General features: G+C 60.1%; 24 protein-coding genes and 2 pseudogenes. 15 read left to right on the forward strand and 11 right to left on the reverse strand.

Annotated features, from left to right (window positions below):
* Positions 1-217: 217 nt before the first annotated feature.
* The 8 genes from WCZ84_RS09480 to WCZ84_RS09515 form a co-directional block, all read right to left on the reverse strand.
* Positions 218-1,060 carry a class I SAM-dependent methyltransferase gene (locus tag WCZ84_RS09480; protein ID WP_372686029.1) on the reverse strand — a complete coding sequence of 281 codons (843 nt, stop codon included), beginning with the start codon at positions 1,058-1,060 and terminating at the stop codon, positions 218-220.
* A 55-nt stretch (positions 1,061-1,115) separates the two neighbouring features.
* On the reverse strand, positions 1,116-2,306 hold the full coding sequence (locus tag WCZ84_RS09485) for a diguanylate cyclase domain-containing protein (RefSeq protein WP_372686030.1): 1,191 nt from the start codon (positions 2,304-2,306) through the stop codon (positions 1,116-1,118).
* A 167-nt stretch (positions 2,307-2,473) separates the two neighbouring features.
* A complete protein-coding gene (locus WCZ84_RS09490) occupies positions 2,474-4,093 on the reverse strand; it encodes a GMC family oxidoreductase (RefSeq protein ID WP_372686031.1) in 1,620 nt (539 codons plus the stop codon).
* A 43-nt stretch (positions 4,094-4,136) separates the two neighbouring features.
* Positions 4,137-4,553, reverse strand: coding sequence for a sugar dehydrogenase complex small subunit (locus WCZ84_RS09495; protein ID WP_372686032.1), 417 nt, complete (start codon positions 4,551-4,553; stop codon positions 4,137-4,139).
* A gap of 22 nt (positions 4,554-4,575) precedes the next feature.
* A complete protein-coding gene (locus WCZ84_RS09500; RefSeq protein ID WP_372686033.1) occupies positions 4,576-5,358 on the reverse strand; it encodes an ATP-binding cassette domain-containing protein in 783 nt (260 codons plus the stop codon).
* Positions 5,359-5,362: 4 nt separating this feature from the next.
* Positions 5,363-6,310: a sugar ABC transporter substrate-binding protein gene (locus WCZ84_RS09505; RefSeq protein ID WP_372686034.1), complete on the reverse strand. Its 948-nt coding sequence runs from the start codon at positions 6,308-6,310 to the stop codon at positions 5,363-5,365.
* 32 nt (positions 6,311-6,342) lie between these two features.
* Positions 6,343-7,305, reverse strand: a complete 963-nt coding sequence (locus WCZ84_RS09510; protein WP_372686035.1) for an ABC transporter permease — start codon at positions 7,303-7,305, stop codon at positions 6,343-6,345.
* 45 nt (positions 7,306-7,350) lie between these two features.
* Positions 7,351-8,808 (reverse strand): FGGY-family carbohydrate kinase, encoded by a 1,458-nt coding sequence (locus WCZ84_RS09515; RefSeq protein ID WP_372686036.1) that lies wholly within the window; start codon positions 8,806-8,808, stop codon positions 7,351-7,353.
* A 272-nt stretch (positions 8,809-9,080) separates the two neighbouring features.
* On the opposite strand from WCZ84_RS09515, the gene WCZ84_RS09520 reads away from it, so the two are divergent.
* The 4 genes from WCZ84_RS09520 to WCZ84_RS09535 all read left to right on the forward strand — a co-directional run bounded on the left by WCZ84_RS09520 (position 9,081) and on the right by WCZ84_RS09535 (position 13,813).
* Positions 9,081-11,066, forward strand: coding sequence for an AMP-binding protein (locus WCZ84_RS09520; protein ID WP_372686037.1), 1,986 nt, complete (start codon positions 9,081-9,083; stop codon positions 11,064-11,066).
* A 321-nt stretch (positions 11,067-11,387) separates the two neighbouring features.
* A complete protein-coding gene (locus WCZ84_RS09525; protein WP_372686038.1) occupies positions 11,388-12,593 on the forward strand; it encodes an ABC transporter substrate-binding protein in 1,206 nt (401 codons plus the stop codon).
* A 129-nt stretch (positions 12,594-12,722) separates the two neighbouring features.
* Positions 12,723-13,481 carry an SDR family NAD(P)-dependent oxidoreductase gene (locus WCZ84_RS09530; protein ID WP_372686039.1) on the forward strand — a complete coding sequence of 253 codons (759 nt, stop codon included), beginning with the start codon at positions 12,723-12,725 and terminating at the stop codon, positions 13,479-13,481.
* 41 nt (positions 13,482-13,522) lie between these two features.
* Positions 13,523-13,813: a Dabb family protein gene (locus tag WCZ84_RS09535; protein WP_372686040.1), complete on the forward strand. Its 291-nt coding sequence runs from the start codon at positions 13,523-13,525 to the stop codon at positions 13,811-13,813.
* A 51-nt stretch (positions 13,814-13,864) separates the two neighbouring features.
* On the opposite strand, the gene WCZ84_RS09540 is transcribed toward WCZ84_RS09535, so the two are convergent.
* The gene (locus WCZ84_RS09540; protein ID WP_372686041.1) at positions 13,865-14,764 is read right to left on the reverse strand and encodes a LysR family transcriptional regulator; all 900 of its coding nucleotides are present in this window, start codon (positions 14,762-14,764) and stop codon (positions 13,865-13,867) included.
* A gap of 253 nt (positions 14,765-15,017) precedes the next feature.
* Here WCZ84_RS09540 and queG point away from each other — a divergent pair, with 253 nt between their 5' ends.
* On the forward strand, positions 15,018-16,082 hold the full coding sequence (gene queG / locus WCZ84_RS09545; protein WP_372686042.1) for a tRNA epoxyqueuosine(34) reductase QueG: 1,065 nt from the start codon (positions 15,018-15,020) through the stop codon (positions 16,080-16,082).
* Between the two features lie 270 nt (positions 16,083-16,352).
* Here the strand turns inward: queG and WCZ84_RS09550 are convergent, their stop codons facing one another.
* Positions 16,353-16,886 carry a DUF3617 domain-containing protein gene (locus WCZ84_RS09550; RefSeq protein WP_372686043.1) on the reverse strand — a complete coding sequence of 178 codons (534 nt, stop codon included), beginning with the start codon at positions 16,884-16,886 and terminating at the stop codon, positions 16,353-16,355.
* Positions 16,887-17,001: 115 nt separating this feature from the next.
* Here WCZ84_RS09550 and WCZ84_RS09555 point away from each other — a divergent pair, with 115 nt between their 5' ends.
* The 9 genes and pseudogenes from WCZ84_RS09555 to WCZ84_RS09595 all read left to right on the forward strand — a co-directional run bounded on the left by WCZ84_RS09555 (position 17,002) and on the right by WCZ84_RS09595 (position 23,956).
* The gene (locus WCZ84_RS09555) at positions 17,002-17,766 is read left to right on the forward strand and encodes a class I SAM-dependent methyltransferase (RefSeq protein ID WP_372686044.1); all 765 of its coding nucleotides are present in this window, start codon (positions 17,002-17,004) and stop codon (positions 17,764-17,766) included.
* A 66-nt stretch (positions 17,767-17,832) separates the two neighbouring features.
* Entirely contained in the window at positions 17,833-18,396 is a 564-nt protein-coding gene (gene tehB, locus WCZ84_RS09560; protein ID WP_372686045.1) for a tellurite resistance methyltransferase TehB, read from the forward strand.
* A complete protein-coding gene (locus tag WCZ84_RS09565; RefSeq protein WP_372686046.1) occupies positions 18,397-19,122 on the forward strand; it encodes a uracil-DNA glycosylase family protein in 726 nt (241 codons plus the stop codon).
* Positions 19,122-19,985 carry a class I SAM-dependent methyltransferase gene (locus WCZ84_RS09570; protein ID WP_372686051.1) on the forward strand — a complete coding sequence of 288 codons (864 nt, stop codon included), beginning with the start codon at positions 19,122-19,124 and terminating at the stop codon, positions 19,983-19,985. Before WCZ84_RS09565 ends, WCZ84_RS09570 begins: the two co-directional genes overlap by 1 nt.
* Positions 19,986-20,147: 162 nt before the next feature.
* A complete protein-coding gene (locus tag WCZ84_RS09575) occupies positions 20,148-21,056 on the forward strand; it encodes an acyltransferase family protein (protein ID WP_372686052.1) in 909 nt (302 codons plus the stop codon).
* A 326-nt stretch (positions 21,057-21,382) separates the two neighbouring features.
* Positions 21,383-21,535, forward strand: a pseudogene (locus WCZ84_RS09580) (transposase); the annotation flags it as partial.
* 176 nt (positions 21,536-21,711) lie between these two features.
* Positions 21,712-22,428, forward strand: a complete 717-nt coding sequence (locus WCZ84_RS09585) for a UPF0149 family protein (RefSeq protein WP_372686047.1) — start codon at positions 21,712-21,714, stop codon at positions 22,426-22,428.
* Positions 22,429-22,670: 242 nt separating this feature from the next.
* On the forward strand, positions 22,671-23,306 hold the full coding sequence (locus WCZ84_RS09590; protein WP_372686048.1) for a cysteine hydrolase family protein: 636 nt from the start codon (positions 22,671-22,673) through the stop codon (positions 23,304-23,306).
* 491 nt (positions 23,307-23,797) lie between these two features.
* Positions 23,798-23,956, forward strand: coding sequence for a type II toxin-antitoxin system RelB/DinJ family antitoxin (locus WCZ84_RS09595; RefSeq protein WP_372686049.1), 159 nt, complete (start codon positions 23,798-23,800; stop codon positions 23,954-23,956).
* Here the strand turns inward: WCZ84_RS09595 and tnpA are convergent.
* Complete coding sequence (tnpA, locus tag WCZ84_RS09600; RefSeq protein ID WP_372686050.1) at positions 23,880-24,299, reverse strand: IS200/IS605 family transposase; 420 nt, start codon at positions 24,297-24,299, stop codon at positions 23,880-23,882. The genes WCZ84_RS09595 and tnpA overlap by 77 nt on opposite strands.
* A gap of 22 nt (positions 24,300-24,321) precedes the next feature.
* Here tnpA and WCZ84_RS09605 point away from each other — a divergent pair.
* A pseudogene (locus tag WCZ84_RS09605) lies at positions 24,322-25,212 on the forward strand (RNA-guided endonuclease InsQ/TnpB family protein); the annotation flags it as partial.

Here is a 25,212-nt window from a genome sequence, read left to right on the forward strand (position 1 = left end):
GGTCTATTGCGACGTCCGCCTGCAGCAATACGACGTGGTCATGCCGGCGGCGGGGTCGCTGAACAGCGCGGTGCGCATCCAGCCCGCCCACTTGGCGGCGCTCGTCGGCGCGCGCTGGGTCGATGTGTGCCAGGGCGGTTGATTCGGCCTGCCGTTTCCAGCCAGCCGCCTTCGGCGTGCGCGGGCGGTGGGGCTGTTGGCCGCGCCATCTGCCGTGTCAGGCAGCGGGCCGGATCGGCCGGGTCACGTCCACCCAAAGGTGCCCGATGATATCGCGGCTGGTCGTACTCACCTTGCCGTCGATCGCGCTGTGATGCAGCGTATCGCGCAGGGCCTGGCGACGCACGTCGGTATATTCGGCACCGCGCCATAGCCAGCTGGCGTAGCGTTCGAGCACGTGGTCGGGGTCATGGTGATGGGTCCGCACCCGTTCTTCGAATTGCAGCTGGGGGCAATAGCCCCACAGGTACAACAGGTTGAAGATGGCGTAGAGATCGTCGGCCAGCTTGACGCCGCCGGGGCCCTGCGCCAGCCCAAAGCCTGTCAGCAAGGTCTGCAGCAGGCTGTCTTCGCGATGCGTATACAGCGTAATGCAGACGGCTTGCCGGCTGGCCTGCAACACTTTTTCGAGCATGGCCACGCTGGAAATGGCCGGGCTCATGTGCAGAAACACCAGATCGAAGGCGCCCTGCCAGCCCTGTGCCTGCAGATCCAGTGTCTCCCAGGCCGACTGCACCAGGTTTTCGGGGCCGTAGGCCAGGCCGCTGGCCTGCAGGGTGCGGTGGGTATGCGCCAGCATGCCGGCCGAGATCTCCACGCCACTGATCCGGGCGCCTTGACGCAGAAACTCGAGCAGGTGGCGTCCGCCGCCAAAGCTGATGTCCAGTACGGATTTGCCGCGCATGTCCATGTTCTGGCGCACCAGGCGCATGGCGACGTCGTCCGGTGCGACGGTAAACGTGCTGACTTCATCGGCGCGCCGGTCCCAGAGCTGTTCTTTTTGTTCGAGATCGGGCTGTCGAGCATCCAGGATCTGGCGGAAAAACGGTTCGAGATTCATCGGGGCCTCGGGGAGGGGTCGGTGGGCCGGGCTGCCGAAAGGCGCGCGCCCGGTATCATGATGTCATGATGCCATGCCGGTGCAAATGAAGGGGTTCGATGGCGCCATCGGACCAGAACCGGGCACAATCGCGACCATCGGCTTTTGCCTGGTACAGGGCCTGGTCGGCCGCCTGCAGGAGCGCGTCCAGGCGGTAGCCCGCATCGCTGGCCAGGGCGATCCCTACGCTGGCCGACACGGAAACAGGCTGGTGCTGGCTGCGGTCTGCCCATTGTGCGCGGATGCGCTCGAGCCGGGCGTGAACGGCATGGCGGTCTGCGCCCGGTATCAGGACCACGAACTCTTCTCCGCCCACCCGGGCACAGAGTTCCTTGTCGGGGTCGGTGCAGTCGAACAGCGAGGATGCGAAATCCTGCAGGACATGGTCGCCCGTACGATGCCCATGCAGATCGTTGACCTGTTTGAACCAGTCCAGATCGAACATGAGCAGGGCCGCATCCTGGCGCGTGTGTGCCAGCGTGTCGAGCAGCGGTTCGGCGCGCTCGAACAGCGCTCGCCGGTTGAGCAGCCCCGTGAGGCCATCGTGCTGCGACGCGTGTCGATACCGGGCCTCTTCGCGGCCGCGGACGAGGATCAGGGATGAAAACGCGACCCCGATGGCCATGAGCATCAGGATGAACAGGGTGATGGAGCTATCCGAGCGCAGCACCCAGAACTGGGATTTCATGTGCCAATGAATGGCACGGTAGGTACAGGCCACGATGTAGGCCGTCAGAATCACCAGGAAGGGAATGACCGTCTGCATGCTGCGGCGCCAACCCGGCAGGATTTCGGCGATGGCAGCCGCAAAATAGGCACCGCACAGGATGGAGAACGTCAGTACCCTGAGCGATGGCGCTTCCAGGAAGCCCGGCACGAGGCACAGCAGCGTCCACGCCACCCCGCCGGCGGCGAACAGCCACCAGTGGGTGGGCCGGCCCGAAAAGCGCCGCAGGGCCGTCCATATGCTGGCATGCGCGCTGACCAGCAGGACGTTGCCGAGCCAGATCACCTGGAACACCAGGTTGGCATGACCGGACAGTGCGCTGCAGGTGATGCCCAGGCCCGCCAGCGCGAGCCCCGCGGAGACCCACAGCAGGCAGGGGTCACGCCTGACCTGCAGGCTGGCCAGCAGCATCAGGCTGGCCAGGAGGAACAGGACGAAGATGGATACGACCAATAAGGTCCGTATGTCGAGCTGATCCATCGCGTGGTCTGTAGGCCCTTGAAGAAATCATGTCCGTCGAATGTTCGGCCGATCACGCGGCCTATGGGCGCTGATCCGGGCGTTCTTACAGCATAGCAATAATCGGGGTGGATGCCGTACCTTGATTTTAAAGGACGCAGGCGCTTCGTCGGCCTTGGCAAGATGTTTCAGGCCTGCATGCGCCGCTTGATGTGGCCGGCCGCGCGCAGGCTCAGGGCAGCGATCGTCAGTGTCGGGTTGGCGGTACCGCCGGTGGGAAAGACGCTGGACCCGAGAACATACAAATTATCATGGTCGTGGCTGCACAGGCGGGCATCCACCACCGACTGCCTGGGGTCGGATCCCATGCGGCAGGTGCCCATGATATGACCTGCACCAAAAAACTCGCCGGCGTGGTGAATCTCGCTGGCTTTCATTTTCTGGAAGATCGCGTGATGGTCTTCCCGCGCGCTGGCCATGCCCTGGCGTGCGTAGTCGTCGACCCGGTAATGGATATGGGGCAGTGGCACCCCGTAGACATCTTTTTTGTCGGGATGCAGGGTGACCCGATTGGCGGCTTGCGGCAGTTGCTCGATCAGGGCCGCCAGGCGCAAGTGGCGCGATGCCTGGTGGGCCAGGGCCTTGTCCAGCGCACTGCCGGCCAGGCCGCGCCCGGCCAGTTCGGCCGCCAGTGTCATGGGCGCACCCGTTGGCCAGTTCCAGCCATCGTTGCCGATTTCTATGCGATAGGCACTGCGCGTGCGGCGGAAATCGCCGTCTCTCAGGTTTTCGATCCCCGAGGTGGAGAGGGGGCCCCGATACGGGTAGACGGGGGCCTCGCTGAGCGCCCACGATAGCTGTGTGGGATGGTCCATCAGGTTTCTGCCCAGCTGGTCCGATCGATTGGCCAGGCCTTGGGGCCAGGCTGCCGTGTGCGAGGCCAGCAGCAGGCGCGGCGTCTCGATGGCATTGCAGGCCAGGATGAAGATTCTTGCCTGGATATGCCATTCGGATTGGTCCCAGCGCTGGAATCGCGCCGAGGCGATCTTCCCCCGGGCATCGGGGATCAATTGCACCACCGTACTTTGGTCCAGCAGGCGCGCGCCCGCCGCCTGCGCTTTTTTCAGATGGACCGTGGCATCGTATTTGGCCTGGACCGGGCAAACCGGGATACAGCTGGAGCTGCCACAACAGGCGGGCCGCTGGTCATGAACCACCGAATTTCTGGCCTGCGGGGTGGCCTGGACCCGAAACGGGGTGTCGGCCAGCGCCCGGGCCAGTTCGAGATCCAGATAGGTTTGCGGGATGGCCGGCAGCAAGAATGGCTGGCTGCGCGGCGAGCCCAGGTCTTCGGACGATGAGCCCGAGACCCCCAGGGCCTGTTCGGCCAGACAGTAATACGGCTCGAGCTCTTCATAGGAAATCGGCCAGTCCACCCCATAGCCGTACCGTGTCCGGGTTTGGAAATCAGACGCCAGCAAGCGCAGGCAGGTGCCCAGCCAGTGCCAGGTGGTGCCGCCCACGACCTTCAGGTAGCTGCTTTTGAACCGATCGGGCCCGGCCTGCTGATACCAGCGGTCGGGTTGATCCGAGACCGGATGCATGGCTTGCGGCTGGGCCGGATAGGCCGCGTCGGGCGCCTTGCCGGCGGCGTCCCAGAAATGCTGCAAGGCTTGCGCCCGGTCCACGGGCTGGCCGGCCTCGAGGATGACGACGTCCAGCCCCGCCTGAGCCAGCGCGTGGGCTGCCAACGCGCCAGCGATACCGGAACCGACGATGACGATGTCTGCTTGCAGGGGCTGGGTCATGGCATTTCCTGGATCGTTGGACAGGATGGCGAGTCGATCAGGATCAGGCATCGGCGGGCCGGGACCAGTATCCCGTCGGCCCGCCGCAGATACCGGGAACGTGCAGAAAGTGCGTGCTGTTCCAGGCCAAGGCGTGCTGGAAGCCCACCACCTGGAGGCCGGAGGCACCCGGCATCAGGCCTGAATACCAGGCGCTGCGCAGTTCGGAGGCCAGCGGCGACGGCGTATCGGGTGCCGCCAGCAAGGTGTGCAAGGCGGCCATTTTCCCTTCTTGAAGACAGATCTGCAAAATGCGCCCGGCCATGTCACGATCCAGCGCGGTGACCGGCTGCCGGCAGAGCTGCGCACACAGGGCGATGAAGTCATCCGGCGTGATGGCCGTGGGAGTCGCCCCGGCGCCACGCGCCAGCACGGGTGACGCGAGTGTGCTCAGCAACAGGGCGCGGCGTCGTGTGTCCATAGGCAGGGCCAGGCAAGGAAATTCAGTGGGGCCCGGAAGGCCAGATGCCGGTCATCACCGCCTGGGCCAGCGACGTAGCCGACAGGTCGGCTGCCGGGCCTTGGGCCGCCACCCGACCGGCCTTGAGGATGACTACGCGATCGGCCACGCGAACGACGTCTTCCATGCTGTGGCTGATCAGCAGCACGGCGACGCCCTGGGCCTTCAGATGATGGATCAAGGCGAGGACTTCGGCGGTTTCGGCCACGCCCAGTGCGGCCGTGGGTTCATCCATGATCACCAGCCGGGCCTCCCAGCGCAGGGCGCGGGCGATGGCGATCGCCTGCCGCTGCCCGCCGGAAAACCCTTCGACTGCGCGATCCACGTCCGTGATCCGCTGGTGCAGGCGCTGCAGGTAATCGCGCGCACCGGCGCGCATGGCGGGCTTGTCGAGTACGTGGCAGCCAGGCAGGATGCGGCGCCGGATTTCGGACCCGATGAAAATGTTCTGCCAGACACTCAGGCGTGGGGCCAGGGCGAGATCCTGGTAGATGGTGGTGACGCCGTGCGCCAGGGCGTCGTGCGGCGAGTTCCAGCTGACCTCGCGCCCATGCAGGCACATGCTGCCGGCGCTGCGGGCATGGGCGCCGGACACGACCTTGATCAGGGTGCTCTTGCCCGCGCCATTCTCGCCGCAAATGGCCAGCACCTGACCCGATTCGATGGACAGATCGACCCCCCTCAGGGCTTCGACGCCGCCATACCGCTTGGCCAGCTGACGCAGTTCGAGGATGGGCGGCATGGTGCGGGGTCGGTCTGGGTGCACGGGGTCAGTTCAGATACTGTGCAACGTTGTTCGCGTCGATCAGTTCGGCATTCATGTACAGGTACGGCCCTTGCTGACCCATGTCGGACAGGGATTTTCCGGCGTGGGTCTGCGCGATCGCCTCGAACGCCGTGGTGCCCATTTTTTCGAATGGGATGGCGACGGTGGCCATCATCAGCGATTGCGGATCCGCGATGCGCCGATAAGTTTCGGGGCCGCCGTCGATGCTGACCAGGACGGGGTGCCCCTTCTTGGCCCCCTCTTGTTGCAGCAGGTCGTCGATGATGTAGGCCTGGCCGTCGAACGAGGCCCAGATCCCGTCGACCTGGCCCTGGTTCTTGAGCAGCAGCGCGCTCATGCCCGCCTTGACGTCATTGCGCCACGAGGAGGCGCGCGCCATGGTGTTGGCGCCCAGTTCCTTCACGGCCGGATTCTCGCTCAGGACGACATCCAGAATCTTGCCCCGGATGCGGGTGCCGGCATTGCCTTCGTAGCGCTCGGTCAGGATGTTGCCCCGGTAGTTCAGGTGGTCCATCAGGTACAGCGCCGCTGTGGCGCCCGCCGCGTATTCATTGACGGCGATGTCGAAGAGAACGAAGGGGCTGGTGCCACTCATGACCGTGACCACCGGGATTGCGGCCTCTTGGGCCGCCTTGAATTGCTCTTCGGCCTGCAGCGGTTTGCCCATCGCTACGATGATGCCGGCCGGTTTGGATAAAATCGCCGTCTGCAATTGCTGGATATGCGTGGGCATGTCGCCCTTGCTGTTGAGCACCTGTACGTCCCATCCTTGGGCGCGCGCCGCGTCGGCGGCTGCATTGGCCACACGCGCATGCGTCTCGGAGGACATCTGGAAGCCGATGATGGTGACGGTGGGGGCGGCCCAGGCCAGACTGGACACGCCGATACACATCAGCAAGGCGCCGGCAAAGCGCGTCAGAAGAGCAGCCATCTTGATTTTCTCCGGTGATTGCCTCTGATGAATCAGAGGGAAAAGGCGGCCTTCTTGAGTACCGATGCCGACGAGGCCACCGAAAGCACAATGATAAGGCCGAGCAGAATATCCTGTACATAGTACTGGACCCCCAGCAGCACCAGCCCGTTGCCGAGCATGCCGATCATCAGGGCGCCGACGAGCGTGCCGGGGATGTTGGGGCGCCCTGGCTCGAACATGGTCATACCCAGCAAGACGGCTGCAATCGAGGTGAGCATCAGATCACTGGCAGAGTCTGGTGCCGCGGATGCCAGGTTTGCCGTCATGAGCACGGCCGTGATCCCCGCGGCCAGGCCCGACAGGGCCAGGCCGATGATCTTGATGCGCCGCACGTCGACCCCCGCCAGCCGGGTGGCCTCTGCGGCCTCGCCCGTGGCCAGCATGCGGAAGCCCAGCCGGGTCTGCTTCAAGAGGAACCCCGCAGCCAGGCTGGCAAGGATCAGCCAGAAAATGAGCGCGGGCATGCCGAACATGGTGCCGCGCCCGATCCAAAGAAAGCGCGGGTCCCACTGGCCGACGAAAGCGACCCCTTCGGTGATCATGAAAGAGAATCCCGTGGCGACGGACGCCATGGCCAGCGTCGCGATCAGCGAAGGGATCCTGAGCAGCGTCACCAGCAGACCGTTGAGGATCCCGGCCGCCGTGCCCACGGCGAGCCCGGCGAGCACGGCCCATTCGGGCGCCTGGCCGCCCTGGATGAGCCCGCCCACGATGACGGCCGCCAGGCTGCAGACATTGGCGAAGGACAGGTCGAGTTCAGCGACCAGCAGTGCGAGGGCGAACCCCATCCCCAGCAGCGCCATGAAGGTGCTGCGCTGCACGATATTGCTGAGGTTCTGCAGAACGAGAAAGTTCGGGGCGGAAAGCGCAAAGATCAGGAACAGCACGATGCCCGCCAGGCAGGTACCGTAGCGGCCCAGCCAGGCCTGCCAGCCCGGGTCAGCGGGGGCCATGGCAGCGCTCGCCTGGGGCGCGGCCCAGAAAGGGGTGGCCCGTCGTCATGTGTGCAGGGCCTGGTGCAGGAGCTGAGAAAACATGGTGAGCCGCTCTTCGAAATAGCAGACACGGGCGGGGTCGGGCACCACCCGCCGGCTGCGTTGTCTGACTGCGTTTTGTGCGCAGGATAGTGTGGGATGATAACCAAGCGCCACGCTCGCCGCCAAGGCCGCGCCCGTCAACGCCGATTCTGCATTCTCGTCCACCAGGAACGGCATGGCGAACGCATCGGCGCGCGTCTGGCACCAGTCGGGCAGGCGGCTGCCGCCGCCCCCCATGTGAATGACACCGCCCGCGGTGCGCAGCCCGGTTTCATCCAGTGCGGCGCGATGCGCCAACGCCAGGCCCTCTACGACGGCGCGTGCAAAATCGGCCCGCGTGTGATGCCCCCGGACGCCGTGAAAACTGGCGGATAAATCGGCGTCCCACCACGGCATGCGTTCGCCGGACACGTAGGGCAGGCACAAAGGCGGCTCGGATGCGGTCGATTGCCTGGCCGCCGCCAGCGTGGCGGCTGGGTCGTCCGTCTCCAGGAAGCGGCGCGCAAACCAGGCGAGTGTTCCCAGCCCGGTTTGGCAGGGGCCGCCGACGTGCCAGAGCGTGTGCGTCCATTGCAGACAGACCGCGCCCGGCGGATGCCGGGGCTGGGCATAGAAGGCGCCCATGGCTTCGGAGGTCCCCGAGATATCGTAGACGCCGCCTTCGTGGATGGCGCCCATGCCTAGCGTGGCGCACCAGGTGTCGAAGCTGCTGACGGCCACGGGTACGTTCAGCAGGCGCTCCAGCCCCTTGCCCAGCGGTGCCTGCACCCTGCCGAGGATGGTTTCCGCGGCCTGCGGGGCGGGGATCGAGGAAGCGGCCATGCCCAGCCGCTCGAGCACCTGTGCCACCGTGACCGTATCGGACCACAACCGGCCATAGACGACCGTGTCCGTCGCCAACACACCCGTCAGGCGGTAGTTCAGCCAGTCTTTGAGTTCCAGCATGGCCCGGGGCGCGTGCGCGTGATCGTGCCGCCATTGCACCAGCCTGGCCAGTGGGTGGAACGCGCCGAAGCTGCGAGTTTCCGGCACGCCATAGGCGGCTGCCACCTGCGCGGCGCAGGCTTCGCCGTAGGGGTCGTCCCAAAGCACCAGGCGGACATCTTCTTGCCCCTCTGGATCCAGGAACACGTGGCTACGGGTCAACCCCGTGAGTGCAAGCGCCTGCACGGTCGCAGGTGCGTCGGCTTGGTGCAGCAGTGCGGCCATCAGGCCGTTCACGGCCTGCCAGACCCCTTCGGGCGTCTGGCGGGGAACCCGTACGGGCGAATCGACGCTCAGCACCGGCCCCAGGCGCCCATCGGACCGAACCCAGGCGCCTTTCAGCCGCGCGGAGCCCAGATCGATGGCCAGAACGGCAGCGTCTGGATCCGACCGGGGGAGTTCGGACGGTGCGTCGATGCGTAGGGGGGTGAGCATAGTGGTGGATTGAGTGCCGAATCGATTGATATTAGTTTAATCAATCATTTTATTATCTTCGTCAGTCTAGTACAGATGGTTGATGTTTCATGCTTTGCACCATGAGGGCGTGTCCTGGCGTGATTTATTGGCCTATTTGTTTTTATTGGGTGATTCGATACCCTTTTTTTGCACAATAAGTTTGCATATTTTGTCGTTGTCACATAAACAGATTTAAGCATAATAGAAGGCAAGGCCAAAGTGTCTCAATACCAATCGAACTCAGCAAAATCATGAAATTGTCAAACGGCAGCAACGAATCGGTTTCACGGTCAGAATATGCCGGTTCTCGTTGGCAACCCCGGGATGCCTATACGGCGCGTTCGGGTGCCTATAAACTCATGCGTCAACTTGGCCTTAAAAATTATGATGCGCTGTATGATTTTTCATTGCAGCACTCCGACCAGTTTTGGAAAGCCCTGGGTGAATTCTGTGGTGTGGTTTGGTCCAAACCGTACGATAAATTAGTCGATGTATCAGCAGGAATCGAATATCCACGGTGGTTTCCAGGCGGCAAGCTGAACTGGATTGAAACGATATTCAAATGGTCTGAGAATCGCGAACACCGCGACGCCGCGGCCATCATCGCCGTGCACGAGGCGGGTGGTCATACGACGCTCAGCTATGCCCAGCTGCACCAGAAGGTCAGGTCTTTCGCCGCGGGTCTCGCAAGGCTCGGTGTTTCGCGCGGCGACCGTGTCGGTCTGCTCATGGAATCCGGCACCGAGGCCTATGTCAGCTATCTCGCAATCATTTACCTGGGCGGCATCGTCGTGCCGCTGTTTTCCGGCTATGGTGTCGACGCGGTCGTTGCCCGTCTTGCGGCATCGCAGTCTCGTATTCTGATTTCTTCAACGGGTTTTCTGCGCCGCGGAAAATACATCGATCTCGTCGCGCTGGTTCAAGATGCCGCAAGCGAGCTGCCCGCGCTTGATACCATCATATGGAAACCGCAAGCGGCCACGCAAGACATCCCGCAGGGGCTGTCGTTCCAAGAGGTCAGCGAGACGCCGCCCACCACCTTGCCTTGCGCGGTGACAGACCCCAATGATCCCTTCTTGCTGATCTACACCTCGGGAACGACCGGAAAGCCAAAAGGCATCGTACATACACACGGAAGCTTCGTCCTGCGCATTCTCAGTGATGCATCGATGCATCTGGACATCGATTCAAGCTCGGTCTTCTTTTGGCCCGCAGACATGGGGTGGATCGTCGGGTCGATCGCCCCGGTGGCGACATTGATGCTGGGTGCGACCATGGTCACGTATGATGGCGCGCCCGATTTTCCTGGCTGGTCGCGTTATGGGGAAATCATCAGCCAGTATCACGTCACGCATTTCGGCGCTTCACCCACGCTCATTCGGGCACTGGCGTCACACGAAGCCGAATCGCTCAGATACGACACGTCATCGATACAGATTCTGATCACCGCGGGCGAGACCATAGACCCCGAGATTTTTTCCTGGTTTCATGCCAGTTTCGGCAAGGGCGTAGCGCCTGTCCTGAACTATACCGGCGGCACGGAAGTCGGTGGCGCGCTGCTGACCAGTACGGTTCTGCGCCCGATCGATCCGGCATCTTTCAACACCCCCAGCCTGGGCACGCCGGTCGACGTCGTCGACATCCGCAGCGGGGCCTCCGTGACCAACGAGGTCGGGGATCTGGTCGTGCGTGGCATATTCATCGGAATGACACGGTCATTCTGGAATGACGATGAACGCTATATCAATACATATTGGAATCGGTTACCCGGCGTCTGGGTGCATGGCGATCTGGCCCTGCGCGATGCCGAAGGGTTTTTCTACATAAAGGGTCGCGCGGACGATGTGATGAAAGTGGCGGGAAAACGTGTGGGCCCGGCAGAGGTGGAAGACGCTGTCCTTGAAATGAATTCCGTCGCCGACGCTGCCGCCATCGGCGTTGACGATGCCCGTACCGGCCAGCACATTGCCGTCTTTGTCGTACCCAGCCGCACTGAAACGCTGTCGACGGCCGATGCCGATGCATTGACGGACAACGTGAAAGAACAGGTTGGCAGAAAACTCGGTCATCCGTTCCGGCCCAGCGAAGTTTATTTGGTGAACCAGCTGCCCCGAACCCGCAGTTCAAAAATCATGCGCCGGGTCATTCGCAATATTTACAATAATGAGCCATTAGGAGACCTATCGTCCTTGGAAAATCCAGTATCCATAGAGTATCTGCGCGACACTTTGCGGTAGCCTGGTGCCAGCCATGAAACTGCTTCGTCCGGCGGGTTGCGGCAAACAGCGTCGGGTTCTGGCAAATAGGGTAATCCTGCGAGCGTCGACACGGGGTTATGACCATTGTTTATTTGGAGGTTTGTTTAAATGATCTTGATCCGTTGAATTCACATGATGAAACAATAGTTCTTATGTTACCAATACTGCTTCATCGGCAGTATTCATCACAAGGCACAATATCCCGGGCTGTACCACTTTTCCGGATCTGCGTTTCAGCAGCGGAGCGGGTGGCATGTTGCCGCTTGGGATGCTTATTGATCCTATATTATTGGAGACGACATGAAAGCAATGACTCTTTCTATCGCGCTGGCAGCCAGCCTGGGAAGCCAGTTCATGGTCCCTACGGCTTTTGCCGCTGAACCAGTGAAGATTGGCGTTTTAGTCGACATGAACGGGCCTTATTCTGCCTTTGGCGGCCCTGGCGTGGTACTGGCCACGGAAATGGCCGTAGAGGATTTCGGCGGCAAGGTGCTCGATCGGCCGATCGAGGTGCTCACGGCCGATTATCAGAACAAGATCGACGTCACGTCGGCCCGGGCACGCGAGTGGTATGACCGCGACAAGGTGGACATGATCATAGAATCAGCCGATTCTTCGTCGGCACTTCTGCTTCAGAAACTTGGAGAAGAAAAGAAGAAGGTCGTGATATTTGCCGGTTCCGGCACGTCCCGGCTGACGAATGATGATTGTTCGCCGTACGGGGTTCACTACGTATTCGATACCTATTCGCTGGCAAACTCCACGGCCAAGGCGTTGACGCAGGCTGGCAACAAGAGCTGGTATTTCATTACGGTCGACTATGCTTTCGGCCACTCTTTGCAAGACGACGCCACCAAGGCCATCGAAGAGCTTGGGGGCGAGGTATTGGGTAGTTCGAAGCACCCGGCGTCGTCGGCAGACTTCGGCGCGTTCTTGATGCAGGCGCAAGGTTCTGGCGCCAACGTCATTGCATTGGCCAACGCCGGAAAGGATCTGCAGAACACCCTGCGTCAGGCATCCGAGTTCGGTATTTCCCAAAAGCAGATCATCGCGCCGTTTTACATCTTCGAAACGGATATCAAGGGTGTCGGTCTGGATCTCGTGCAGGGCGCGCAATATACGACTGGGTTCTACTGGGATCGCAACGATGAGACCCGGGAATGGTCGAACCGGTTCTACGAAAAGCACAACGCCATGCCGACGATGATACAGGCTGGCGCATATTCCGCGGTGATGCATTATCTTGAGGCCATTCAGGCCGCCGGCACCGTGGATGCCGAGGCGGTGATCGCAAAAATGAAAGAATTGCCGATCAATGACATGTTTGCGCAAGGCGGGTATATTCGGGATGACGGCCGCATGGTCCATGACATGTATTTGATGAAGATCAAGGCGCCCAGCGAGTCCAAAAATGACTGGGATCTGGCGACTGTCGAGGCAGTGGTGAAAGGCGACGACGCCTATCTGCCATTGGCTGAAAGCACTTGCCGCCTGGTAAAGAAGTAGGCATTGCCGCGTCGGATCGGACCATGAAACCCCTGTCGAAGCAGGGGTTTCACGAGACCCCTGCGTACCAGGGGTTTATAAATGATCGCAACATGATTTTGGCATCAGGATAATCGAAGGAGAGGTGAAATGGATCGATTGAAAGGAAAGGTTGCGCTTATCACAGGGGGCGGCATGGGGATCGGCCGCGCGAGCGCGCTGCGGTTCGCCCATGAAGGAGCGACGATCGTCATTGCAGAGAAAGACACCGCTGCGGGCGAAGAGACGGTATCCAAGATCCGCGAGCTGGGCGGAGAGGCGCTTTTTGTGCAGACTGACGTCACTGAAGCGGATGACGTCAAAAACGCGGTGGATTCTACCGTTCAGCGCTATGGCCGCTTCGACATCATATACAACAACGCGGGGGGCTCGACGGTGCGCGACGCACGCGTCACGGATGCGCCGTTCGAAGAGTTCTGGAGCAAGATCAAGCTGGATTTGTTCGGCACCTGGCTGGGCTGTCGCTACGGGATCCAGGCGATGATGGATGCCGGCCATGGGGGCTCGGTCATCAACTGCACTTCAATATTTGCACTGATTGGAACACACGGCAAAGACGCGTATACGGCGGCAAAGGGGGCGATCAGCGCACTGACCCGGTCGATGGCGGTCGAATATTCTCAGTACAACATCCGCGTGAATGCGGTTGCGCCAGGTGCGACGGCCACGGCACGGGTGTTGAAGCTGCTGAAAGAAGACAACGTCACGTCCAAGTCTCTGGACGGGCAATTGTTTGGGATCATCGATCCCGAGCACGTCGCCTATGCGGCCCTTTATCTGGCATCGGATGAATCCAAGTCGACCACAGGCCATATTCTTTCAGTAGACGGCGGGCTCACTATTTCCTAGATAGTGAGGGTTCATTTCATATTCAAATGATTGGGGAAACCATGTTCCACCATGTTGTCATGCTTCATTTTCGCGACACGCTGTCGGAAGAGGATTGCAAATATATCAACGATGCCTGCGACACCTTACGCGAACTGCCCGGTGTGATAACGCTGCAATTTGTTTCTAATTGTTCGGAGCGTGCTTTTGGCTATACCCATGCCTTTGTTTCCAGCTTCGTCGACAGCGCCGCGCACGATCATTACCAGCAAACGCCCCTGCATGCGCCCCTCAAGCAAAAAATCAAGGAGATCACGGATCAAGTGGTCGTGCTCGACTACGAGACGCCGTAAGAGGATCATGGGGCTTGCCTTGCAGGCCGCCAAAAGCCGCATCGACACGGGTCAACGGCGGAATTTTCGCGACTCGTCGGTGATGATCGACAAGATGAAATCCCATACCAGGCGTACCCGCTTGGTCTTGAACAGATCATTGGGGGCGGCCAGCCAGAGCTTGCGGGTGGCCAAGGGCTGGCCCGGCAGGACGCAAACCAGATCATCCGCCACGTCGGCCACGTATGGCGTCAGCAGAACCAGGCCCATCCCGGCGACGGCCGCAGCCCGTTGCGCCAGGATGCTGCTGGACGTCATGATGATCTGTGGCTGTGAAATGATTTCCTCGAGCACAAGAAAGCGGTCGCTCATGGTCCCATCATGCACATAGTCGACGAATGCGTGGGCATCCAGGTCGCCGATGGTCTTGATGGATGGGTGATGATTCAGGTAGGTTGGCGAGCCGTAGACGAAGTAATCGATTTCGGCCAGCCGCGTTATGGTGTAGCGGCCTGATTTCGGCGGATCCAGTGTCACGATGACATCGACTTCACGTGTCACGAGGCTGGGGTATTGTGGCTGCGCGATCAGTTCGATGTGCAGTTTTCGCTGCACCGCATGCAGACGTTCGAGTTGCGGGGCGAGCACACACACCCCAAAGGCTTCGGGCGTGCCGACCCGTACGGTACCCATGACATAGCGAGAGCGCGCCACGGTGCTCTCCATGGCTTCATGGAGTGCCGATTCCATGGCTTCAACGTGCCCCACGAGGGATCGGCCCGCGTCCGTCAGAGCGTACCCTTTCTTGCTGCGGTCGAACAGCACGGCACCTACCAGTGTTTCAAGGCGGTCGATCCGTCGCGATACGGTCGAGTGTTCCACGCCCAGTCGCAGGCTGGCTTTGGACACGGTTCCCACCCTGGCTACGGTCAGGAAAAATTGAAAATCCGTCCAGTCATGAAATTTCGACATCTCCAGAGGTCCTCGGTTGGACGCGCCGCGGTTCGGATTCGGTTCAGTAGGGGGCAGACGTGACGGTGCGGCGAGTATGGCTGTTCACGGGATCGGCGAGAGGCCAGCGTCGGCCTCGGGTGCCATTGAACATCATACGACGGGCCGCGTGCGGGTGTGGCAGGCGCGCTTGTGTCGCAGCGAACCGGGCACTCGGCTTTTGCGGCGATGCCATTTCTACTACAATTTTTTGATGGATAGCCGTCGTCAATGGATGGAACAGATTCGGGCCTGGGCACGCGCATTGGGGTTCTCCCAGATTGGTGTTTCGGGGGTCGATTTATCGTCGGCCGAGCCCTATCTGTTGCAGTGGCTGGCCCAGGGTCATCATGGCGAGCTCCACTACATGGAGCGGCACGGCCTCAAGCGGGCGCGTCCGGCCGAACTCGTGCCCGGCACGGTCAGCGTCATCACTGCGCGCATGCCCTATCTGCCGCGCGGCACGGCACCCGACTGGCCCGCTCGCGAACGCGCCCGGTTGGACAACCCCGGCGAAGGGGTGGTGTCGCTCTATGCCCGCGGCCGCGATTACCACAAGGTCGTGCGGTCGCGCCTGCGAAAACTGTGCGACCAAATCGAGACGCTGGTGGGGCCGTTTGGTTACCGCGTCTTTTCCGATTCGGCGCCGGTACTGGAAAAAGAGCTGGCCCGCCGCAGTGGCCAAGGCTGGCGCGGCAAACATTCGATGGTGCTTTCGCGCGATGCCGGATCGATGTTCTTTCTGGGCGAGATCTTCGTAGACTTCGAACTCGAGCCCACCGATCCGGTCAGCGCCCATTGCGGTACCTGCACGGCCTGCATCGACGTCTGTCCAACGGGCGCCATCGTTGCGCCTGGCGTGGTCGACGCGCGCCGCTGCATTTCGTATCTCACCATCGAAAACCATGGCCCGATCCCCGAGGCGCTGCGCCCGCTGATGGGCAATCATATTTATGGCTGCGACGATTGCCAAACGATCTGCCCCTGGAACAAGTACGCGCAGACGTCCGAGCTGCCCGATTTCGATGAGCGCTCGCCCCTGGTCGGGCGCCAGCTCATCGAACTCTTTGCCTGGGATGAGGACACGTTTCTCAAGCGCACCGAAGGCGGCCCGATCCGGCGCATCAATCATGAACGCTGGCTGCGCAATATTGCGGTGGCACTGGGCAATGCCTTGCGCGATGCCGACGACGTGCAAGCCCGGGCGTTGCGCGCCGCCTTGCTGAGCCGCGCCGATCATGACAGTGCCCTGGTGCGAGAACACGTGGCCTGGGCGCTGGCGCAGCGGCCCGCGGGCTAGCGCGGGCGGACGCCCGGGCCAGGTACCCACGGCAGGTGTGCGGGTGCCACCAGCGGGGTTACATTTGGTAAACACACATTGAGTAAAACCATATTCTGGATCATGTCATGGCATTACCGAACAAACCTGGCCAAAGCGCCATCGTCACCGCCTTGCAGGAGGCCATGGCACAGCAATCCTTCGCCATGCTCGAATCCGCGCAAGCGTTTGCCGACCGTTTCATGGCCGAGCACAACCGGCAGGCGCTCGACGATTTGGACATTTTGAGGCTCAGCCGCATGCAGGCGCCTGCAGCCGGCCTTCCATGGCCAGCTCCATGGTTCCCATCTTCGGGCTTTGGAGCGTGGCCTGGGACGTATAGTGCTGCTTGCTGTGGATGGTGGCGGTGAACTGGCCCGTGCCTTGGAAGCCGTCGCCATCGCAGACCAGGGTTCCGCTCCAGCGGTTGCCCTGCTGCTTGACGTCCTGGTAGGTACAGTCGCCGTCGGTTCGGCCATTCTGGATCGGGCCGCTTTTGGCATCTTCGGGGCTGATGCAGACATTCATCGAAACGGTCGGGGCGCCGTCGCGGGTTTGGATATCGATGCCCAGCATGCCGCCCATTTGCTGCTCGATCATGCGGCGAACCTCGGGCGACTGGTTTTCGAGCATCTGCATGGCCTGCGACATGGCGCGCATCTGCTGCCCCATTTCATTGCCAGTGACCGTGGTGTTCACCCGCCATAAGCCCGGGTCGATTTCCTGGGCTGCGAGGGGACTGCTGAACATGGCTGCCAGGGAGAGTAGCAAAAAGGCTTTTTTCATCGGGGATTCCTTTGCGCGCTTGCAATCAAGCGTCCATACGGATTACGGTGTCGGTTGCGGTGATTTAGCCTGGTCCAGCGCGGCTGGGCGATCCGTGTTTACCCTAGGTGTGAGTGTGTCGATACCCCGTAAGGCCGTAATCCGTCAGAACTGGTTCGATCAGGGGGGTGAAGCCTATGCGCGCTTTCGCCCAGGCTATCCCCCTGAACTCGCGCAGTATCTCGCGTCCGTGTCGGCGGGCAGGACGCTGGCCGTCGACGTCGGTTGCGGCAGCGGCCAGCTGGCCGTTCATCTGGCCCGACACTTCGACCGCGTACTGGGCGTGGATCCCAGTGCCGACCAGATCACCCATGCCACGGCGCATCCGCGCGTGGATTATGTGTATGCCACGGCAGAGGCCCTGCCGGTCGCGCGCCACGGAGCCGGGCTGATCGTCGCGGCGCAGGCCGCGCACTGGTTCGACCTGCCACGCTTCTACCAAGAGGTGCGCCGCATCGGTCAGCCGGGTGCCGCCCTGGCGCTGGTCAGTTACGGCGTGCTGAAGCTGGACGATGCACTGGATGTGCGTTTCAGCCGGTTTTATCATGACGAGATCGGCCCCTACTGGCCAGCAGAGCGCGCACTGGTCGACACGGGCTATGCCGGCTTGCCTTTTCCGTTCGATGAGCGCACGCCACCCCGCCTGCAGATTCGCCTGGCCTGGTGCCTTGACGACCTGCTGGGTTACATTGCCACCTGGTCTGCCGTGCGTCGCCTGCGCGAAGCGGCGCGCGACGACGTCCTGCAGGGTTTTGCCGCCGACCTGGCGGCGCTTTGGGGGGATCCGTCGCATCGCCGGGCAGTACACTGGCCCATCAATATGCGACTCGGCAGGCTGTGAATCCCCTGTTTTCGGGCGTGAGGGGTGTACCCTGGACGCATTCATGAATTTTTAGGATGTCAGTCGATGGAAGATTTGAACAGCCGCTACGGCCTGAACCCGGCCCACAGCGAAGTCGTGCAGGCCTGCGAGCTCATCGAGCCGTGCAGGGCCCTGGACATGGGGTGTTCGACCGGGCGCAACGCGCTTTACCTGAGCCAGCGCGGTTTCGAGGTGACGGCCGTCGACGTCAACCCCGATGCCATCGACCGGCTGCAGTCCATCGTCGACCAGGAAGGGATCCGTACGCTCAGGCCGCGGGTCTACGATATCCAGCAGGCTCGCATCGATGCAGAGTATGGCTTCATCGCCTGCACCGTCACCCTGATGTTCATCGATGCCTCGCGCGTGGCGGCCGTGCTGTCCGACATGCAGCAGCACACCGTGCCCGGGGGCTACAACCTGATCGTGTGTGCCATGGATACGGATGCGTATCCATGCCCCATGAACTTCCCCTTCACGCTGAGGCCGGGTGAACTGAGTCAGGCCTATGCGGGCTGGGAGCTCGTCAAGTACAACGAAGATCCGGGCACCATGCATCATGGCGCCCGTTTGCAGTTTGCCACCTTGCTGGCGCGCAAGCCAGAATAAATGGCGGAAAATCTCGATTCGGATCCGGACAACGCCTGCACGGCCATTGCCCGTGTGCTTGCCGGCAGCCTGCAGGTGCTGGCCTTCCCCAGCGCCAGCCACGTCTACAACCCGCTGATCTACATGTGGCCGGCACACCGCGATTACTTGCAGCGCTATGGCAGCCGCAGAGGCCGGATCCTGCTGGTCGGCATGAACCCCGGCCCATGGGGCATGGCGCAGACGGGCGTGCCCTTCGGGGCGATTTCCATCACGCGTGATTGGCTGAAAATCGAACATCCGCTGGGCGGGCCACTGCCCGACCAGCACGAAAAATATCCCATCACCGGGTTTGCCTGCCACCGCAGTGAAGGCAGCGGGGATCGCTTCTGGGGCTGGGCGCAGCGGCATTTCGGTCACCCGGATCCATTCTTCCAGGACGTCTTCGTCTGGAACTACTGTCCCTTGCTGTTCTTGCGCAATAACCGCAACCTGGTTCCGGAACATCTGCGCAAGGCCGAGCGTGAGCCCTTGTTCGGCATCTGCGACGCCGCGCTGGGTGCGGTGATTCATGCGATCAGGCCGCGTGTCGTCGTCGGTATCGGCCGTTTTGCCCATGGCCGTGCGCAGGGGATTGTCGGCGATGCGCTGCCGACGGCCTACCTGCTGCATCCCAGCCCGGCCAATCCAAGCGCCAACCGGGGCTGGGCCGACGTGGCCGATCAGGCCCTGGCGCCGTGGCTTTGATGGCGGCCACGTCTGGTGGTCATGGGAATCTGGGTTGCTATACTGGCCCGGGACAAAAACACGCCATTCGAGGCGATTTCATTTGGGTCAATCAATTGTTCAGAGATCTTGTCGACGGATTAGACGATTGCGTCAAAGAACCGGAAATTTTCCTGGACGTGCCGTTCGTGCCCACCGAGGAGGCCGTGGTCGAAGCCATGCTGAATCTGGCCGATGTCGGCCGTCACGACGTTCTATATGATCTGGGCGCCGGCGATGGGCGGTTTCTGGTGGCTGCTGCCATGCGGCGGAAGGCTCGCGGCGTCGGCATCGAACTGGATCCGGCGCGTGTTGCAGATGCCATGGAATATGCCGCGCATTCCCGTGTCGAGCATTTGGTCGACTTCATCGAAGAAGACTTCTTCAAGGCGGATTATCATGATGCCACCGTCGTGGTGCTGTATTTGCTGGACAGCATCAATGTGAAATTGCGGCCCCGATTATTGAAAACGCTTCAGGCGGGTGCGCGTATCGTGTCACATGCCTTCGATATGGGAGACTGGCGGCCTGACGAACGCGTGAGTGTTGCCGGCAGTACGCTTTATAAATGGATCGTCCCTGCGCGTGTGGCAGGCACGTGGTACTGGGAAAGCCTGGATGGCGCATCGTACCGGGCTGAACTGCGGCAGAAATATCAGGACGTCAGCGCCCAGGTCTGGCGCGAAGAGACCCCGGTTTGCGTAAAAAGCGCCGACCTGCAGGGTGGCCAGCTGGATTTGCATCTGGATGGCACACCATCCGGTGCGGCTCGCCACTTCACGCTGCATTTCGAGACGGGCGAACTGGTGTCAGCCGAAGAGCATGCGGCGGATGGCTCTTGTTGAGAGAGTGGCTTGCATGGGCTGATTATGGTGCGGACGCAGACCGAGCCTGACCTGCTCGGCGTAGCTGATTACCATCGGTTGAAAACACAATCTATATGGACTTAACGCGTGCTCAGAGACGCCTACGTTGATGCTGTCAAGAGCATCTTGATACTATTGGTTGTGTTTGGACATCTGATCGAACCGTATTCGTTTCGCCCTGATATCGAAAGTATTTACAAGTTCATATATTCCTTTCACATGCCACTGTTTGCATTTGTGTCAGGTTTGTTAACAAAGCAATATGAATCAAGGAGGGATCTTTATCACTCGGTCTTGCCGATCGTAGTGCTTCTTGTGGTGTTTGATCTGATTTACGAATTGGTAAATTTTCTTGTAACTGGCTCGACATCATGGTATTTGCGGGTTTTTTCCCCTTATTGGCTCCTTTGGTATTTCCTGAGCCTTGCGACATGGAGACTTGTTTCACCGGTATTTTTCAGGCTGTCCTTTCCAATAACAGTGAGCGTCTTGGTGTCAGTGACATTTCTATTGGTACCGCAGATCGGATATCCATTGAGCATCGCCAGGACGTTGTCATTTCTGCCATTTTTTGTCGGCGGCTTGGTGTACGGCCGAAAAATTATATCCTGGATAAAACATCATAATACAGGTAAATGGCTCATTATTGCAGTATTTGTATTGATCGGCATATTCTTAATTGTGCCGAGATTTGATGTTCGAATGCTATGGGGTAGCTTCTCTTACGCTCAAATGGGTTACCACGGGCCAAGCGGTATTATGCAGAAGTTATCTGTGCTGTTGATATCCTCTATCGGCGTGTTTTCTATATTGATGTTTGCGCGATACAGTAGCCTGCTGATCACATTTGGCGTAGCCTCATTGTCGATATATGTATGGCATGGGTTTTTCATCCAGATCATAAGCAAGGCTGCCGTTAATTTCCTCCAGGATTCTCCTTTACTGCTTTTGATCATCATAGAGCTCGCGTTATCGGCATTCATTTGTTGGGTTCTAAGCCTAGGGTTGGCCACTAGGGTGACACGATCCATTCAGAAGGGAGTCCGATAGCACGGCCGCCATTTCATAGAAGCACGAGAGACTATGGATTGCTCTTTCGTGGTGACTCAGGCGCGGGAGGTGCAACGATCGCGATGTATTGAGCTTTCTGAGTGGCGAGCACTTGTTGTCTGCGGGCACTGGCTGTTGTGGTTTGCCATTTTCTTTTTGAGGTACGATACTTGCGGTTTCTTCAAGAGTGCTCGGAATTTTTTAGGCAAGGCATATCATGAGAGGGAAACGCCCATGGACATGCCGGTGAAACACAAGAGGCCATCTATTATTGCGGCCCAGGTGGCCAGACAGGCCGATGAACGCAACGGGGTGAGCGCCAAGATGCCCGGGGCATGAGCGTGCGCGAGATCCAGGCCTTCCTCGTCGGGACTTATGGCACGGAAGTCTCGCCTGAGCTCATCAGCGCAGTGACCGATCAAGTGGTGGCCGAGGCCGCCGCTTGGCAAAGCTGGCCCCTGGAGCGTATGTACCCTATCGCCGGTCGCTGGAGTGGCGGCTTCGTTTTCTGCACATCGTCGTGCAGCAGGGGCACGGAGCACGCGATCCTGCACAGGTGGCGAAGGAAACCCCTACCTGATGCGCAGAAAACCACCAGGACCCCGGAATTGCAGGATAATTAGTCTATACCTGTATCACTTTCGCAAAGCCTGTCATGAAATTTCCCCAGTGCGTGAACGATGCCGACCTCGAGCGCCTCGACGATTTTCTCGCCTCCGGTCGTATTGCCGAGACGTCCATGGACGTCTCCACTCTGGAGGGGTGGCTCACGGCACTGGCCATTGGTCCGCGCATGGTCGTGCCATCCGCTTGGTTACCCTGGGTTTGGGACTTCGAACACGGCCACGAAGACGTGGATTTCGCGTCTATGGATGAGGCCAATGAGATCATCGGCCTTCTCATGGGCTGGTGGAATCAGATCACTCAGACGTTTCAAGAACATCCTGAAACCTTCGAGCCCGTCTTCAAGCGGCAGGCGGTTTGGGGGGCTGCTGAATGGTGCGAAGGGTTCCTGAGAGCGACGCAGCTGTTTGATGCGGATGACTGGGAGCGGCTTTGGGCAGCAGACGCGGCGAAAGCGGCAGAGCAGTACCCGGGCTTGATGACGCCTTTCCTGCGACTGGGCACGGAAGATGGCATGGAAATCATACGTAAGAAAGGTGATGCCCAACACTGGATGGATGCCGTGGTACCTGCCGTATTGAGCATCGATCGATACTGGGCGCCCCGACGAGAGCGGTTGGTTGGCGAGCGGGCACAAAATACCATAAGGCGCACCACACCCAAGATCGGCCGCAACAGCCCATGCCCATGTGGCTCAGGCAAAAAATACAAGCATTGCTGCGGCCGACGACCTGTCACTTTGCATTAAACGATCACCTGCGACCATCCCATTACACTGGCGGCGTCTCGAGTCTTGGAAAACAAGAGACTCCCCCAAAAGATGCGTTTGTTCAAGCATCTTGGGGGGGATTTCCTTCTGCCCATCACCTTCCTTGATCAAATTCCAGCAAAAATCCATCAAGAGAGATGAACAGGCTCAAGATTTGTGGATTGCACGCAATAGCTGGGTCCCATACACTTTTAATGATTTTTGTTTACAAGGAAACCACCATGGCATTAAAAATAGAATCCCTCGACCCGGATCACACGGCGCTGCTGCTGATAGACCTGCAAAACGACTTTGTCGAACCGGGCGGGCCGCTGCATGCGTCGATGGCTTACGACAACCTGCCCAAGATCAAGGAATTAATCGCATTTTGCCGTGAAAAGGGTGTTCAGCTGATTTATTCGCGTCACGCCCACGATAATGACGGCTCCGATATGGGCTTGTTTCAAGAAATCTATCCTGGTCTGGGGCAGCGTCAGGCCCTGATACAGGGCCAGCGTGGTGCTGAAATTTTTGCCGAGGTCGCGCCGCAAGAGGGCGACATCATTGTGCGCAAGCAGCGATACAGCGCTTTTTTCCAGACCAATCTCGATCTGATCCTGCGCAGCAAGGGCATAACAAGCCTTGCTATTGCCGGCGCGACCTCAGAAGATTGTTGCCTGGCCACCGCCCGGGACGCCATGTATAGGGGCTACCGGGTGGCTTTCTTGGAGGACGTTATAGGGACCTATGACTATCCCGATATCGGCTATGGCGCGATCAAGGCCGAAGACCTGCACCGCATGATTCTCACCATTGTGGGGGTCACCACGGCCCACGTCATGAAAGCAGACGCGTTCAAGGCTTTGTTGGCCGCTTGAGTCGGGGTAGACGTTGCATGGTCGAAGGCACTGGCATTATCGCAGTGCTTGAGGCGCTTTCTTCCATGTGACGGCAAGAGAGGCGCATCCATGAATGATCTTGTTCTTCAGCGAGGATAGCGGTCGAAATAGGTGTGTCTTTTGTTTTTCCGCCGGAGCCAGCGGCCGACGCCACTTGCTGAGCCCGCTCACCTCTCTTGATGGGTTTTTGTTGGAATTTGATCAAAAACCGTTCAACCTCGCACCTCAAGCCTGTCACCAGCGTCAGCTGCCTGATGAGCGCTGAAAACCAAGGCTAGCGGGTTACTGGTGAAATTTGCGGGTTAGGGCGTACGAGGGCCAGAGCAACGCTTGCACAGCAAGATGGACAAGTTGGGAAAGTGATGAACACGACTGTGCAGATTGGATGAGCTTGTACAGATTTCCTCGATGATGTAATGCAATTGAATTGCAATCATGATGTCTCAAGCCTATCCCACAGGAGACTCGCTATGTCCGCCAGTGCATTGGTTCAAGCTCGCATCGACCCCGTTCTGAAAGAGCGGGCCACGAAAGTGCTCAACAACATGGGCCTCACCGTGTCGGATGCTGTGCGTATTCTATTGACCCGGTGCGCGACAAGCCCCGCCGTTCATGGCGGGGAAGGATAGCGCGGACGGCGTAGCCGTCCTGGGGCTTGGTTTTCAGTGCGGCGCCTGCTGCTGTTCGATGTACTGGCGCACCATGGAAATGGGAGCGCCGCCACAGCTTGATGCAAAGTAGGACGGCGACCTTCGGCAGGTACTCCACCAGCAAGTGAACGTGGTCGTCCTCGCCGTCCATCTCGATCAGTTGTGCATCGAAGTCGGTGCAGACCTTGGCAAAGATTGTCCGCAACCGGTTAATGGCGTCGCCATCGAATACTCTGCGGCGATATTTCGCCACAAAGACCAAATGGACGTGTATCTTAAAAACGCAGTGTCTGCCGCGTCGAATATCGTTGTCATCGCTCATAGACCAAGAGTATCATTGATCCATGCAACGACTTCAAGCCTTCAAGTTCGAGCTACGCCCCGACGGCCATCAGGAGCGGCAGATGCGCCGTTTCGCTGGCTCTGCCGGTTTGTCTTCAACAAGGCGCTGGCGTTGCAAAAAGAACGCTACGAGAACAGTGAGAAGAAGCTAGGCTACGCCGGGCTGTGCAAGCTGCTCACCGAGTGGCGCAACAGCGCGCAGACGGCATGGCTGGCGGATGCGCCCGTCCATCCGTTGCAACAAACGCTCAAGGACTTGGAGCGGGCGTATTCCAACTTCTTTGCCAAGCGCGCCGACTTCCCGCGTTTCAAGAAGAAGGGCCGGCGCGACAGCTTCCGCTACCCAGACCCGAAGCAGATCAAGCTCGACCAGTCCAACAGCCGCATCTTCCTGCCCAAGTTGGGCTGGTTGCGTTATCGCCGCAGTCGGGCCGTGCTCGGCGTGGCGAAGAACATCACCAGTCAGCCAGACCTGCGGCAAGTGGTTTGTGAGCATCCAGACCGAGCGGGAGGTGCAGCAGCCAATTCCCAACGGCGGTGCTGTCGGTACCGACATGGGCATAGCCCGCTTCGCCACACTTTCGGACGGCACGTACTACGCGCCACTGCACAGCTTCAAGCGGCATGAAGCCGCACTGCGCAAGGCGCAGCAGGCCATGAGCCGCAAAACCAAGTTCAGCAGCAACTGGAAGAAGGCGAAAGCCCGAGTCCAGCGCATCCATTTCCGCATCGGTAATGCCCGCCGCGACTACCTGCACAAGACCTCAACCACGATCAGCCAAAACCACGCAATGGTGTGTATCGAGGACTTGCAGGTGCGGAACATGTCCAAGTCGGCGGCAGGTACGGCAGATGCACCGGGAAGAAACGTTCGGGCCAAGTCCGGCCTGAAC

This window comes from Castellaniella sp., assembly GCF_041675725.1.
Lineage (GTDB): Bacteria > Pseudomonadota > Gammaproteobacteria > Burkholderiales > Burkholderiaceae_B > Castellaniella.